This window comes from Paenibacillus vortex V453 (assembly GCF_000193415.1).
GTDB lineage: Bacteria > Bacillota > Bacilli > Paenibacillales > Paenibacillaceae > Paenibacillus_AQ > Paenibacillus_AQ glucanolyticus.
Genome location: NZ_ADHJ01000042.1, coordinates 95,934 through 110,088, shown reverse-complemented (window position 1 = coordinate 110,088; position 14,155 = coordinate 95,934). Strand labels below are relative to the sequence as shown.

10 protein-coding genes are annotated in these 14,155 nt (G+C 48.7%); 9 read left to right on the top strand and 1 reads right to left on the bottom strand.

Features of this window, described 5'->3' with window-relative positions:
- The first annotated feature begins 72 nt into the window (after nucleotides 1-72).
- The 5 genes from PVOR_RS23155 to PVOR_RS23135 all read left to right on the top strand — a co-directional run bounded on the left by PVOR_RS23155 (nucleotide 73) and on the right by PVOR_RS23135 (nucleotide 8,619).
- Complete coding sequence (locus PVOR_RS23155; RefSeq protein WP_006211943.1) at nucleotides 73-1,749, top strand: DUF4091 domain-containing protein; 1,677 nt, start codon at nucleotides 73-75, stop codon at nucleotides 1,747-1,749.
- A 209-nt stretch (nucleotides 1,750-1,958) separates the two neighbouring features.
- Complete coding sequence (locus tag PVOR_RS23150; protein ID WP_006211942.1) at nucleotides 1,959-4,907, top strand: polysaccharide lyase family 8 super-sandwich domain-containing protein; 2,949 nt, start codon at nucleotides 1,959-1,961, stop codon at nucleotides 4,905-4,907.
- A gap of 43 nt (nucleotides 4,908-4,950) precedes the next feature.
- Nucleotides 4,951-6,072 carry a glycoside hydrolase family 88 protein gene (locus PVOR_RS23145; RefSeq protein ID WP_006211941.1) on the top strand — a complete coding sequence of 374 codons (1,122 nt, stop codon included), beginning with the start codon at nucleotides 4,951-4,953 and terminating at the stop codon, nucleotides 6,070-6,072.
- Between the two features lie 28 nt (nucleotides 6,073-6,100).
- Nucleotides 6,101-6,958 carry a DMT family transporter gene (locus PVOR_RS23140; protein WP_006211940.1) on the top strand — a complete coding sequence of 286 codons (858 nt, stop codon included), beginning with the start codon at nucleotides 6,101-6,103 and terminating at the stop codon, nucleotides 6,956-6,958.
- A gap of 149 nt (nucleotides 6,959-7,107) precedes the next feature.
- Nucleotides 7,108-8,619 carry a CehA/McbA family metallohydrolase gene (locus PVOR_RS23135; protein ID WP_006211939.1) on the top strand — a complete coding sequence of 504 codons (1,512 nt, stop codon included), beginning with the start codon at nucleotides 7,108-7,110 and terminating at the stop codon, nucleotides 8,617-8,619.
- A 135-nt stretch (nucleotides 8,620-8,754) separates the two neighbouring features.
- Here PVOR_RS23135 and PVOR_RS23130 read toward each other — a convergent pair whose 3' ends face one another.
- Nucleotides 8,755-9,465, bottom strand: coding sequence for a MerR family DNA-binding transcriptional regulator (locus tag PVOR_RS23130; RefSeq protein ID WP_006211938.1), 711 nt, complete (start codon nucleotides 9,463-9,465; stop codon nucleotides 8,755-8,757).
- A gap of 150 nt (nucleotides 9,466-9,615) precedes the next feature.
- Between PVOR_RS23130 and PVOR_RS23125 the strand changes: the two genes are divergently transcribed.
- The 4 genes from PVOR_RS23125 to PVOR_RS23110 all read left to right on the top strand — a co-directional run bounded on the left by PVOR_RS23125 (nucleotide 9,616) and on the right by PVOR_RS23110 (nucleotide 13,759).
- On the top strand, nucleotides 9,616-10,494 hold the full coding sequence (locus tag PVOR_RS23125; RefSeq protein ID WP_006211937.1) for an alpha/beta fold hydrolase: 879 nt from the start codon (nucleotides 9,616-9,618) through the stop codon (nucleotides 10,492-10,494).
- A 142-nt stretch (nucleotides 10,495-10,636) separates the two neighbouring features.
- On the top strand, nucleotides 10,637-11,593 hold the full coding sequence (locus tag PVOR_RS23120; protein ID WP_006211936.1) for a 3'-5' exoribonuclease YhaM family protein: 957 nt from the start codon (nucleotides 10,637-10,639) through the stop codon (nucleotides 11,591-11,593).
- 144 nt (nucleotides 11,594-11,737) lie between these two features.
- Nucleotides 11,738-12,139: a hypothetical protein gene (locus tag PVOR_RS23115; RefSeq protein WP_006211935.1), complete on the top strand. Its 402-nt coding sequence runs from the start codon at nucleotides 11,738-11,740 to the stop codon at nucleotides 12,137-12,139.
- A gap of 549 nt (nucleotides 12,140-12,688) precedes the next feature.
- On the top strand, nucleotides 12,689-13,759 hold the full coding sequence (locus PVOR_RS23110) for a bifunctional 3-deoxy-7-phosphoheptulonate synthase/chorismate mutase (protein WP_006211934.1): 1,071 nt from the start codon (nucleotides 12,689-12,691) through the stop codon (nucleotides 13,757-13,759).
- Nucleotides 13,760-14,155: the final 396 nt, after the last annotated feature.

Sequence of the window (14,155 nt, the reverse complement as noted above, 5' to 3'; positions counted from 1 at the left end):
CCGGCACATTCGAAAATTTCGCTCGAGTTTGCCGGGTTCATTGTCTACACCCATCATAAGGGGGAGGAAAACGTGGATTCATTGTTAAAGGTGGAATCATTCGAAACCCGGTGTGTCAGTTCCTTGGTTAAGGTGTTTGCGGATGAAGAGCTTAACGCACCCGTACATCCTTGCGGTTCCGCACTGCGCGGCGAAACCTACTCTTATCAGATTGCATACCGTTCGAAAGTTCATATGAGATCTCTGCAGGTGGAAGTGGAGTCCGAACTGCGATCCAACCTATTTGTACGTAAGGTGGATCTGGTGCCCGCTAACTTTATTCATTATCATGATGCGGACGACCATGTTCTGAGGACGACACCGGGACTGTATCCTGATGCCCTTCTTCCGCTCGATGAGTTCGGCCTGACCGGGTATCCCGATCAATGGCGGTCCCTGTGGATTACAGTGGAGATACCGCGGGATGCGGAAGCGGGAATGTTCGATATCCAGTTCAGGATTATGGATGAGAAGGGTCAACAGCTGAGTCAGGAGTCATTTATGCTGGAGGTCATCGCTGAGACACTGCCTGACCAAACGCTTATTCACACCGAGTGGTTTCACGTGGATTGCTTGGCTACCCATTATCAGACAGAGGTATTTAGTGAGCGGCACTGGCGGCTGATCGGTGAATATGTAAACACTGCGGTTAAACATGGAATGAATATGATTCTGACGCCTTTGTTTACACCGCCGCTGGATACGGAAATCGGGGGAGATCGTCCGACGGTTCAACTTGTGAAGGTGGAGCGGACAGGTGGCAGCTATCATTTTTCCTTTGATCTGTTACAGCGCTGGGTAGAACTGTGTAATGCCAGCGGCGTGAAATATTTTGAATTCTCTCATCTGTTCACACAGTGGGGGGCAAAGTCTGCACCGAAAGTAATGGCTACCGTAGATGGACAATACAAGCCATTATTCGGCTGGGAGACTGCCTCCAATGATTCGGAGTATACGGTTTTCCTCACAGCGTTTCTAAACAAGCTTGTTCAATTTGTGAGGTGGAACGGGCTGGAGAAGCGTGTTTACTTTCACCTGTCCGACGAACCCAAGCTTGACGACCTGGAAACGTATCGTGCGGCGAGTGAGCTTGTGCGACCTATACTGAAAGACTTTCCGATCATCGATGCTTTATCGGATTATGAATTTTATAAGAGCGGGCTGATTGAACATCCGATTCCTGCCAGCAATGATATTCAGCCGTTTCTCGATCACGGTTTGGAAGGGTTGTGGACGTATTACTGCTGCGCCCAGTACAAACAAGTGTCCAACCGCTTTTTTCATATGCCGTCATCCCGCAATCGCGTGTTGGGGATTCAGCTCTATACATTGAAATTAAGGGGCTTCCTGCACTGGGGCTATAACTTTTGGTACGCACAGTTCTCCAAATACGCGATCAATCCATATCAGGTTACGGATGCCGGAGGGGGCTTTCCAGCAGGTGATGCCTTCCTGGTTTACCCTGGCGAAGAAGGACCGGTTGAATCGATCAGGCTGGAAGTATTGACAGAGGCGCTGCAAGATTTGCGTGCACTTGAGCTGCTGGAGCAGAAGGTGGGGCGTGAACAAGTAATGGCAATGCTGCAGGACGGGCTGGAGGAAGAAATATCGTTAACGGTCTATCCGCGTGAAGAAGAGTGGTACATTCGAAAGAGGGAACAAGTGAACCGTCTGATTAGAAGCAGCGCGGATCAGCGTGAGAATGCTTAGGGTGAAGCTGCGTCTGTATGGCCCACAGCCATCCAAGGATGCTTCGACCCTACACCGTGCGAACTGGGAGCAGTACACATAGGGAGCAGTGAGTGCGCGATATACACCATTTTGCGTCAGGGCGGAACGAAGAAATCCCGCGCTTGCGCTTGTGGATCAGCGGAATGAGGTAGAACGACTAAGGCTTCAGGCGGAAGGAGCACTTATATATGGATCTCGGATCAAGGCGGTTATCGATGGCAGTTGTTTTCTGTATGATCTGTGCAGGATTGCTCGGATCGAATCATCAAGTCCATGCCAGCGCTGTGGAGGGGAATCAAAGCCCTAATCTGATTCCGAATGGCGGGTTCGAGGAGGGTACACTGCTTCAACACCAGGACTGGGTCGGAGGCAGACCCGATGGTTGGAGCGCGTGGCTTCCAACGAGAAACGGACAGCAGGTTTCAGTGGTGCACAACCAGAGTCATCTTGGCAGCCGTTCAGTAGAAATTAAACATCAGGCCGCAGCCCGGACGGCCGTTGCCCCTCAGCCCATTACACCTGTATTGCCTGGCTTGGCTTATACCGTACAGGCTTGGTTGAAGACGCAGGATGTAAAACCTGCCGATGCCGGCAAGGGAGTATACATCCGTACTCAATTCTGTGCTGAGAACGGGAGCAAGCTCATGGACGGTCCTGCGATTCCTTTCGTGAAAGGGACCACCGAGTGGACGCTGCATGAAATGAAGATCGAGGTTCCAAAGGACCCCCGGATAACAAGATTGAAGGTAGAGATATTGCTTGAAACGGGCACGGGAACCGTCTGGATTGACGATGTTTCCCTGACTGAGACCGGTTCGGATATACCCGCACAGGCGTTTGATACGATCCGCCAGCGCTGGGCTTCGAAGCTGGTCGGCGGCGAAGGTGTTCAGATGAACGATCCGGATGCGGCTGCTAACGTGTCTGCGCTTGTTGAGCGGATGACAAACGGGGATAAGACGGGAAGATGGGATACGCTCAATAAAGGAGATCATCCTGATTCTTTATGGGACGGGGTGATCAGCAAGACGCAGAATGATTCATGGCGCATCTCCTGGGCCTACGGGATTATCCGAGACCTTGCCTTGGCTTATTCCATCGAGGGCTCGCCTCTCTATGGGAATGAAGCGTTGAAGAACGATATTGTACGGGCCATGAAATGGATGTACGAATATCAATACAATCCAGGCAAGAAGATCACGGGAAACTGGTGGGATTGGGAGATCGGAACTCCCCAGGAAGTTATGAATATTCTTGTGCTCATGCATGATGTGATGCCTCAGGAGCTTCTTAACCAATACCTCGCTGCCATCGATAAGTTTGTTCCCGATCCGAAGAAGCGTGTAGCGAACCCGGCAGCGGTCGAAACAGGGGCAAACCTGCTGGATAAGGCGCTTGTTGTTACTTTGCGAGGCATCGTGGGCAAGCAAGCGTCCAAAATCGAACAGGGCAGAGACTCCATTACGAATGAATTCCTACACGTCAAGCAAGGAGACGGCGTGTATGAAGACGGCTCCCTGGTCCAGCACAAAAATATTGCCTACACAGGAAGTTACGGCAGCGTATTGCTTGGCCGCATGGCCGATCTCTTCTTATTGTTCGCTGATTCGCCATGGGCCATCACAGATCCGAATGCCCACCATGTCTATGACTGGGTAGGTCGTTCCTTTGAACCGCTTATATATAAAGGCGCAATGATGGATTCGGTAAAAGGGCGCAGCATATCGCGTGCTGCGGATTCGGACCATCTTGCAGGACGCTCGGTTTCGATGACGATTCTGCGTCTGGCCCAGTCGGCTCCGCCTGCTCAAGCAGTAGAAATGAAGAGCATGGTCAAGGAGTGGGTGCTGAAGGACACGACATTTGACAACTATTATGCGGGTTTGCCGTTGTATGAGCTGAACCTGCTGAAACAGCTGATGCAGGATGACAGCGTCATGTCGCGCGGCGAACTTGTTCATACGCAGGTGTTTGCCGGTATGGACCGGGCCGTTCAGCTCCGGGAGCATTTCGGCTTGGGCATCAGCATGTTCTCTGACCGGATTTCCGCATTCGAGTACGGCAACGGCGAGAATGCGAAGGGCTGGTATACCGGGATGGGAATGACCAGTCTCTACAATCAGGATCTGAAGCAATTCAGCGATCAGTACTGGCCAACCGTTGACAGTTACAGGCTGCCGGGAACAACAACGGATCGTTCGTCCAAGGCTCCGGCAGAGTGGGGCTATTACATGAACAGCAGAGATTGGGTCGGCGGATCGGTAATCGATGGCGATTACGGGGCTGTCGGCATGGAGTTTGCTCTGGATCAAAGCACAGGCAGCTCTTTATCCGGTAAAAAATCCTGGTTCCTGTTTGATGATGAGATGGTTGCTTTAGGCTCGGATATCAAGAATCTATCCGGCAATCCGACCGAGACCATCGTTGAGAACCGGCAGCTGACGCAGGCAGGTGACAACAAACTCATCGTAAACGGTCGCGAGCTGCCGACAAGTCTCGGCTGGGAGGAAAAGGTTAGTAATGTCAGTTGGGCTCATCTGGAAGGCAATGTCACCGGGGCGGATATCGGATACGTATTTCCTTCCGGAGAAGAGGTGGCTGGTAAACGCGAAGTCCGTGCGGGCTCATGGAGTGAGATCAATAAGAGCGGTCCTGCTGATCCGATCAGCCGCAATTATTTGAGTCTGGCTATTGAGCACGGAACCGCTGTGAGTTCCGGGAGTTATGAATATGTATTGCTGCCGGGCAAAACGTCCGAACAGACTGCTGCGTATGCAGCGAGCCCGGATATTCAGGTGCTGGCTGCAACGGGACGTGTTCATGCCGTCAAGGAAAGCAAACACGGCGTAACTGGCATTAATTTCTGGGATGCAGGCTCTTTCCAGCAGGTGACGACCGATCACCCCATCTCTTACATCATGAAGGAGAACGGCGATATGCTGACGATTGCAGTGGCTGAGCCGACGCAGAAGCAAACGAGGGTGGTCGTTGATGTGGATAAGAGCGGACTGCAAGTGCTGGCTCAAGATCCAACCGTGACTGTGCTTCAGATGTCACCCTCTATCCGGCTCGCTATGGATACACAGGGATCTGCGGGCAAGAGTCATACAATTACGCTGAGGCTTGATCCGACTTAAATGAATGTAAGCAGGATCTAGTTCATGGGGAGGGGGCAGGACCATGTGGAAAGCCGCAATTGAGGATGCTTTGGTTAAAATCAAAGACAATACGAAGAGATTCGGAGATCATTTTCCGCACGTCAGCTTCAATGGCAAATACGGTCTGAATCCGAATGAGGATTGGACCAACGGATTCTGGAGTGGAATGTTATGGCTTGGCTATGAGTATTCCGGCGATGAAGCTTACCGTGAGACGGCTCGCCGCACCGTCCAAAGCTTCAAGCGGCGAATGGAGTCCCATCGCGTTCTGGATCACCATGATATCGGTTTCCTGTATACCTTATCCTCACAGGCACAGTGGATGGTGGAACGCGATGAAGAAGCCAGGGAATTGACACTGCAAGCGGCGGATGTACTCATGCGCCGCTGGCGTCCTAACGGACAGTATCTTCAGGCATGGGGATTGCCTGAAGATCCTCAGCACGGCGGACGAATGATCATCGATTGCCTTATGAATCTGCCGCTGTTGTTCTGGGCTTCCCAACAAACAGGGGATGAACGCTACCGCGAGGCTGCCATCAAGCAGGCGAATCAGAGCCGTCGTTATCTGGTGCGCGGAGACGATAGCTCGTATCATACATTTGTGTTTGATGTAGAGACGGGAGAAGCGATGGGTGGAGCGACACATCAGGGCTATACGAACGGATCGACCTGGTCCCGCGGTCAAGCGTGGGGCGTGTACGGGTTCGCACTGGCATACCGCTATACGGGGAACCCGCTCTACCTGGATACGGCAAAGCGCATGGCGACTTATTTCATTCGGCACCTTCCAGAGGATCATGTGGCGTACTGGGATTTTGACGTTCCCATGGAGAAGGATACGTACCGTGACAGCTCGGCTTCTGCCATCTTTGCGGCGGGAATGGTTGAACTGATCAGTCATCTGGATGCTGGAGATCAGGACCGTGCGGAATTCGAGGAGAAGCTGAGGCTGACGCTGGAATCACTTGTGTGCCATTATTCAACGATTGGCGAACAAGACGCCGAAGGATTACTGAAGCATGGAGCCTATTATGTGAGAGGAAATACAGCGCCGGACGATTTCATGATATGGGGCGACTATTTCTATCTGGAGGTCTTGATGCGCATGGATCGAGGCATCAAGGGATACTGGTACGAATAGGTGGATATAACGAAATGATGAGGTAAACATGACAACATTAGCATTGTTATTAGTAATAGCGTCGGGCTTCACGCATTCCATATGGAACTTGTTTGCGAAGCGAAGCATCAATAAAGACGTGTTTCTGTGGTTAATCAACATCCCTTGTTTCATTCTGCTGACCCCCGTCGTTGTGGATTGGTTTATGAACCATACCATCCCTTTACGGGGCTATATTCTCATCTTACTATCGATTTTACTTCAGAGCGGATATTTCCTGCTGTTGTCCAAAGCGTACCAGCACGGAGAAATTTCACAGGTGTATCCGATTATGCGCGGTACCGGAGCGCTCCTGGTTCCTCTTCTCAGTGTCATGATCTACAATGAAGAGCTCTCCGTTTACGGCTGGGCAGGACTTGGACTTATCATTTTCGGTTTGATCCGGATCGGCGGGTTTAAGCTGAATCGAGCGCTGCTGAAGGACAGCCAGTACGTAAAGGGGCTTATGTTCGCCTTTGGAGTCGGCTTGTGCATTACAGGCTACACCCTTACAGACAAACTCATTCTGGAATATATTTCGCCGCTTGCTCTGCTGGGATTATGTAACATCGGTTACATGCTGGTGCTGACAGCCCCGGCACTCCGTTCGAAGAAGATCAGGGAAGAATGGAGAAGCAATGCCGTGGCACTGGTGGTGGGATCCATCTTGTCACCTGGGTCTTACCTGTTGTTCTTATATGCCATGAATCTGGGGCCGCTGTCCCATCTTTCACCCATTCGCGAAATCGGAACCGTGTTCGGGACATTGCTGGGCATTCTGATTCTGAAGGAACAACAAGGCAGATTACGGATCGTCATGTCGATTGCGATAACGGCAGGCATTATCATGATTGGAACGCTTGGATAGCACGAAAGTGATCGTCCTTCCTAATAACGTGAGTGACATGCAGCGAAGGATGATGCATGCTGTCGTAACTCGGTTAACGAAGAGACTTGAGGTTACGAGGATCAGATCTTTATGTTATAGATATTTTGGGGCAGGAAGGTGAATGAGAAATGAGCAGGGGACGCTTATCTGTTACGATGGAGAGTTTGACGGAGTTTTTTTCGATTGAAGTAGAAGAGGACCAGCAGTGGCTTGCATTGCGTTTGCATTTTGAAGTGGAGCAGTCTTGGGCAAGGGCATACTTGTGGGATGCCGAGCATGCATTACGCTTCTGTTTTCTCGATGGCGGAAACGAACGTCTGATTATAGTACATGAACAGCCTGAATCTACCAGTCCGATCGCCATACCAGGACCGATTATGCCGGGAACATGGAGACTGGAGCTCAGCGCGAACCCAGGTAAACAGGTGGAGGCAGAGTGGGAAACAGGCAGCGGTACTCTGCCAGAGCCATATCAGTCGGAACAACTGCAAGGGGACCGGGAATATTGGAGTTCGGGAGGAGAACATGCCGGCTTTGTGCTGGATCGTTACGACTGGAAGAAGATATGGCAGGAAGGGAGCCGTTGGTACAAGGGGGATTTTCATACGCATACGGTGCTGTCCGACGGCAAGATGACCCAGAGGATGAACCGGGAACAGGCAGTCAAGCAAGGGTTGGATTTCTTCACGGCCACGGATCACAACGTGCTCTCGACTTCCTGGCCGATTGGAGACGTGCTGGTTATTCCAGGCGTGGAAATCACGGCGGGAGATGGTCACTGGAACGCGCTTGGTCTGCGGCAGTGGATGGATTGGCGTTCTTCCGCAGCAGACGGTGGGTTGACTACACAGCAGGGTATGGACCGGCTGATGAAGGAAGCAGCGGAACAGGGAGCTGTATGCTCCATCAATCATCCCATGCTGGTTCCATGGGCGTGGCAGTACGGGGAAACCTCATTAAGCGCTGTTCACTCGATCGAAATATGGAACGATCCAACCTATTCGCCGAATCCGGTTGCAGCGGAGAAAGCGTTGGAATTGTGGAGTGTTTGCTGGAATGCAGGGCATAAGCTGACGGGGATTGGCGGGTCTGACTCTCATATGCTCCCTACGGAACGTTATGAGGACTGCGATATGCCTTCCTTGATCGGTGACCCGGCGACCTATGTCTGGTGTGAGCACCTATCGGCGGAGTCTGTTCTGGAGGGGGTGCGCCGCGGTCACGTATACGTATCACGGGGGCCCGTCCTTGAGGCTGCGATTCGGGCAGGCCGTGATGAATATCGGTTTGGCAGTGACATGTCCGCTGCCTTTGCAGGCAAGGATGCAGCAGAGGATAACCGTATGATTTACTGTACGCTGCGTATAACAAGCGAGGCGAATGTTCAAGTCGCGCTGGTTCATAACGGCAGGATTGATTCTTCCCAAGCAGCTGTGTCAGCTCAAGAGGAAGGTCAGCCTATTATACTGGAATGGGCGATCCCATGGGAATCGGAAGGTTACCATTGGTACCGGTTCGATATCCGTGATGAAGCGGGACAGCTTCTTGCGTTCACGAACCCGGTCTATCACGGCTCTAAACAGCCACAGCCCATGACCTGGAGTGAACTTATAACACGCGCCGACCTGTCCGAAATCTGAAACCCTTAACAGGGTGATTATAGGTCTAACAATATTATAACTAGAGGGTGTCCCAAAAGATCTTAAATCTTGCGAGATGCCCTCTTTGCACGAATTTGTTCTGAATCGAGTTATACAAAGTGAATTAGAGCTTACTTATGGGACAGCCCCTGTGAAAAAATGTATATATTTCATCAGTTCTGCTATTCCTTTCAATTGCAATAATAGTTGATTGTTCAGATTTTCCAAAGCCAACTGAAAGGAACGTTCGATGTTGCCATAGTTTTGTGTGTCTAAATCATTTAATAACTTCTTCATATTTTCTATATAATAAACGGTTTTTCTCAAACTGCTTATGACCAGTATTTTACGCAGTTCAGGGATGGAGAACATTCTGTAACCGTTCTCTTTGTTTCTCTCTGAATGGACTAACCCTTCATATTCCCAATGACGGATAGCTGATGTATTTACTCCCGATATTTTTGCAGCCTCTCCAATACTCATCCATTCATTTAATTTTACATTTTTATATTTAGTAAAATCAGTGTTTTGAATCATGCCCAGTATTTCTTCCACTCGCTGTTTCTCCACTTGTATATGGAATTGCTGTTCATTCACTAACCAAAGGGCTTCTTCAAACCTTCCGTGTTTAATCATTCTCATGACTTCGTAAACCATGGGGGTGTCATATCCTTTTAACAAGGCCCTAATGGCAGTAAAAGCTTGGAAGTGTATCGATTTATAGTAACGGTGATTACTTTTTGTTCTCGGTACAACAGGAATGAGGTCTTGTTCTTCGTATCTTCTCAGAGTTGTTGTACTAACATTTAAGATATTTGCAATTTGTTTAGGGGTATATGATTCCATTTATTAACTCCCTTTTTAAAGTAGAACCTTCAAGTGCTACAATAACATATTTTTCATAAAGTCCTAATACAGGAAGGGGAAAAACTGAAAAACTGAAAGATTGCATGAATGTTATATGATATTCGTATAACAAATTAAGGAGTGATCGAAATGGAGAAGATCATAAAGCTGATAGATGAATCCGAATTGAAGGTTGGTTTAGTTGGAAATCCCAACTCTGCAACAATCATGCTCCCGGTTGCTAAAGAATCCGTTTATGGACAAGAAGCCGAAAACTTAAAGTTGTGGGGAGTAGACCCTGAATTAGGAAAACATTTTATCGAGGGACTCGCGGACAAGTTTCAGATTTTATATTTTGACTATGAAGGACATCGTATGCAGCATCCGGTCCCAGAGAATCTCACACCTGAAAATATAGTAAAAGATCTGTTGACTATTGTTGATGAAATGAACGTTAAGAGGTTTAGTTATTATGGTTATTCTTGGTTAGCTTTAGTTGGATTACAATTAGCCATTCGGACGGATAGACTAGAAAGCTTAATCATGGGTGGTTTTCCGGCAATAGACGGTCCCTATAAAGAGATGATGGTGGTGACAAATAAAACATACGAACAAGCTTTGAATAATCAAAATTCTCCTGTTATTGATGAACAAGACCAGAGTAGTCCAGAAAAGGTTGATTGGGATCACATCCAGGTAAAGATCAACCCCAATCAAACGAAACAGTTTGTTACAATGTACGAAAATTTGATGGAATTTGATGATCGAGAAATTCAACATAAATTGGTTATTCCGAGATTGGCGTTTGCTGGGGAAAAAGACACCATTGTCTATGGAGAAAACTTTGGCAGTGTTACAGTTGATATTATCGGTATCCTTCAAAAAAATAAACAAGAGTTAGAACACCTTGGATGGGATGTAGAAATCTTAAAAGGAAATGATATGGATCACACCAAAGCTATGCAGCCTAACACGGTTCTTCCATTGGTAATGCCCTGGTTGATAAGAAATTTGAATATAACTCGTTAAACTTAGCGATTCGATACCCTAATTCCGATAGAGTGCACCGTAAGAGGATAGACAACTAGAAAGCAAAGAATCCCGTGTGATGGACGCCTTGCACGGGACTTTGTTATAGTTAACCTAATGGGATTTTTTCGGGAGGGAACAGATGAAGCCTATTAATAAACTTAGCATACAAGACGATTTCGTCGGCTTTTACTTGTTAAAAGAGTTGAATATGAGACAGACCAGCGGCACGCCCCCAAAAGATTATTTTGATATTGTGCTCTCGGATGCCAGTGGTCAAATATCCGCCAAGTACTGGGATGTGACCATTCAGGATAAAGAAACGTTCTTGCCCATGCAATTAGTTAAGATTCAGGGAACCGTTCTGAGCTACCGGGATCAGCCTCAAGTCAAGATCAGCCGAATCCGGAAGGCATCCGAGGAGGATGGTGTTTCGTTGACTGACTTTGTGAGGGCTGCACCGATACGCCCCGTTGATCTGTTACATACGATTAAACTGACGATGAATGAGATTACGGAGCCGCAGATAAGAACAATCGTGCAGTATTGCGTGGCGAAGGTGGAGGAGAAGCTGATGCATTATCCTGCTGCGAAAACCTATCATCATGCCTACTTTGCCGGACTTGCCTATCATATAGTGCGCATGCTGGAGATAGGCGATTTCATCTGCAAGCAGCGGCCATTTCTGAAGCCTGACTTCATCAAGGCGGGCATTATTCTTCATGATATCGCAAAGCCGGAAGAGATGATTGCACAGATGGGCATCGTAACGGATTACAGCAACCAGGGCAAGCTGATCGGACATATCGCCCTCGCCTCCAACTGGATTGTGGAGGCTGCGCTTCAGAACGAGATCCCGCTTGAATCCGAAGTGGTCCTGGGCTTGCAGCATCTGGTGCTGTCTCATCATAATCTGGGAGAGTGGGGGAGTCCGGTTCAGCCGCAAACGGCAGAAGCCGTTGCGCTGCATCACATCGACCTGCTGGACGCCAAGCTGCAGATGGTAGAGGATGCCCTGGATACAACGGTTGAGACGGAGCCGTGGACACCGATGATCCGTGGACTCGACAATAAGGCGATTTACCGTTTGAAGGCATGATGATGGCTGGAGAACACTAGTAATCTGAGCCATCAGATTGGTCGTAAATGCACTCAACAACTAATGTGAACGCAATTCAGTCAAGTAACATATGGTATATGGTCATTTGACTAATTGAGAACATGTTGCGGAGGGAACAAATTGATGCATTACAACGACCGTCTAGTGATGCCACACCCCATTCTTCTAGAGGCCAGGCAAGTGGCTCCTAATCAGATTGTAATGATGTATGATAAGCAAACTGATTTAGCATCAGCGACTACTATTTCTAATTACTGGATTAGAAGTAATATGGAGAGTCCAACGGGTATAGCAAGCGTAGGAATGGGCGATGCACTTACAACGGCAAATTCAATACGCCCTGAAATGGGAATGATAACACCTGCTGACCATACAGGTATGAGGTTTGTTATGACATTTAGAGGGAATGCAGTGCCAGGTATCCTATACGTAGTGCTTCCTTGTTTTGTTAATTTGGAGGGAATGGCAGGTTATATGGGGGCTAACTGGGGACCCTCTAGCAGAAATGCATTTATCGGAATGTAGGTTCTCGTGCTTGGACAATAACCAACTATTCGCTTCAATCGGATCCCTTGCGGCTTGATTAGGATACGGCTTGCAAATCCTGTGTATCAAGGGCAGAAGGTGAATGTTCGTTCCTGACAGGAGGGACCGGCCATTTAAATCTTTGCTGCATCAAAGCAACTGAGCGTTAAATAAAACTCTTGCATATCCGTACTGACTGTAATACAATGCATCTAAATTAACTAACACGATATGTTAAAACAAGCGATGATGGAAAGAGTAAGCGAAATAACGTTCCTGACAGGAAAGGGCTGCCACCGACTGAGAGCGCCCGGGCGAAGGTTTTTGGCTGAAGTTCATTCCGGAGCTGGTATTCTGATCGTTTGCAATGCAGTGTGTGCAGGCTGTAGGATTACCCGTAACCCTTGCGTTAAGAGGTTCAAGTGAGATGTGTTTGTCTTTTTTTTTCAGCATATCTAATAAGGGTGGTACCACGACTCCTCGTCCCTTTCCGGGCGGGGGGTCTTTTTGTTTTTTATATATCAGATAAATGAGAGGGAGAGATTCTGTATGAGTCAAGGACGTTTGGAACAATTAAGATCGGAGCTCGATTCCGTAAACCTACAACTGCTGGAGCTGCTGTCTGAACGGGCGCGGATTGCCCAGGAGATCGGTCAGGAGAAAGAGAAGCAGGGAGTGCCCGATTTTGATCCGGTACGCGAGAAAAAAATGTTGGATACTCTGGTTGAGTTTAACCAAGGTCCTTTTGATAATGAGACGGTGCGTCATTTGTTCAAACAGATATTCCAGGCATCATTAAAGCTGCAGCAGGTCGATCACAAGAAACATCTGCTGGTCAGCCGGAAGAAGAAACAGGAAGATACACTCATTCAGCTGGGGAACACGATCATCGGCGGCGGCACGCCAGTGATGATTGCAGGGCCATGCTCGGTCGAGAGTTATGAGCAGGTGCGCCAGGTAGCGGCTGCCCTGAAGGAGGCGGGCATTACCGTGATGCGCGGGGGCGCGTTCAAGCCGAGAACATCGCCTTACGATTTTCAGGGATTGGGTGTAGAAGGCTTGAAAATTCTGAAGGAAGTGGCCTCCGAGTTCGGGTTGAAAACGATCAGTGAAATCGTGGATCCTGCTCACATCGAGCTTGCGTGCGAATATATTGATGTCATTCAGATCGGCGCCCGGAACATGCAGAACTTTGAACTGTTAAAAGCAGCCGGAGACGTCCAAACCCCGGTTCTGCTAAAACGCGGTCTTGCAGCTACGATCGACGAGTTCGTGCATGCTGCGGAATACATCGTATCCCGCGGCAATACGCAGGTGATGCTGATTGAACGCGGCATCCGGACGTATGAGAAGGCGACCAGAAACACGCTGGACATTTCGGCAGTGCCGATCCTGAAACAAGAGACGCATCTTCCGGTGCTGGTGGATGTGACACATTCCACGGGCCGTAAGGACATCCTGGCTCCATGTGCCAGAGCCGCGCTTGCAGCAGGTGCAGACGGAGTCATGGTTGAGGTTCATCCCGATCCGGCTACGGCATTGTCCGATGCGGCGCAGCAGCTGAATATTCCGGAGTTCCATGATTTCCTAGCCAATGTGAAGAAGTCGGGACTGTTGTAATTAAAGCGCACGCTTGCAGGTCCATGGAAGATTAAGGGTTGAAAGAAACGAAATGAACCTCGTCACTTCTTACAGGGCGAGGTTCATTGCTGTTTCGATGGCGTATGATTACATTTCAGACATAGGGTGCGGGGACTGCTCAGGGGGAGAATAGCGTGATACGGAAGAATAAATGGGGAATATTGGATGACAGGAGGTGATGATCGTGATTGATTTTGAATGGTATAGAAGCTTTTGCAGCATATACAAGTTTAATATCCAACAAACTGTACTTGGCATATCAAACCAAACATAGACATCTGCCCCAGCTTCATGCAACGATGTCTCGAATAAGGGATCATATATAAATATTTTTATGTATAATGCGATATTTCATAATTTGTTTTATATATTGGA

Coding starts and splice junctions, on each gene's coding strand:
- PVOR_RS23145 (WP_006211941.1), top strand. CDS start 4,951: ATGTGGAAAGCCGCAATTGAGGATGCTTTGGTTAAAATCAAAGACAAT.
- PVOR_RS23125 (WP_006211937.1), top strand. CDS start 9,616: ATGGAGAAGATCATAAAGCTGATAGATGAATCCGAATTGAAGGTTGGT.
- PVOR_RS23120 (WP_006211936.1), top strand. CDS start 10,637: ATGAAGCCTATTAATAAACTTAGCATACAAGACGATTTCGTCGGCTTT.
- PVOR_RS23135 (WP_006211939.1), top strand. CDS start 7,108: ATGAGCAGGGGACGCTTATCTGTTACGATGGAGAGTTTGACGGAGTTT.
- PVOR_RS23140 (WP_006211940.1), top strand. CDS start 6,101: ATGACAACATTAGCATTGTTATTAGTAATAGCGTCGGGCTTCACGCAT.
- PVOR_RS23115 (WP_006211935.1), top strand. CDS start 11,738: ATGCATTACAACGACCGTCTAGTGATGCCACACCCCATTCTTCTAGAG.
- PVOR_RS23110 (WP_006211934.1), top strand. CDS start 12,689: ATGAGTCAAGGACGTTTGGAACAATTAAGATCGGAGCTCGATTCCGTA.
- PVOR_RS23150 (WP_006211942.1), top strand. CDS start 1,959: ATGGATCTCGGATCAAGGCGGTTATCGATGGCAGTTGTTTTCTGTATG.
- PVOR_RS23130 (WP_006211938.1), bottom strand. CDS start 9,465: ATGGAATCATATACCCCTAAACAAATTGCAAATATCTTAAATGTTAGT.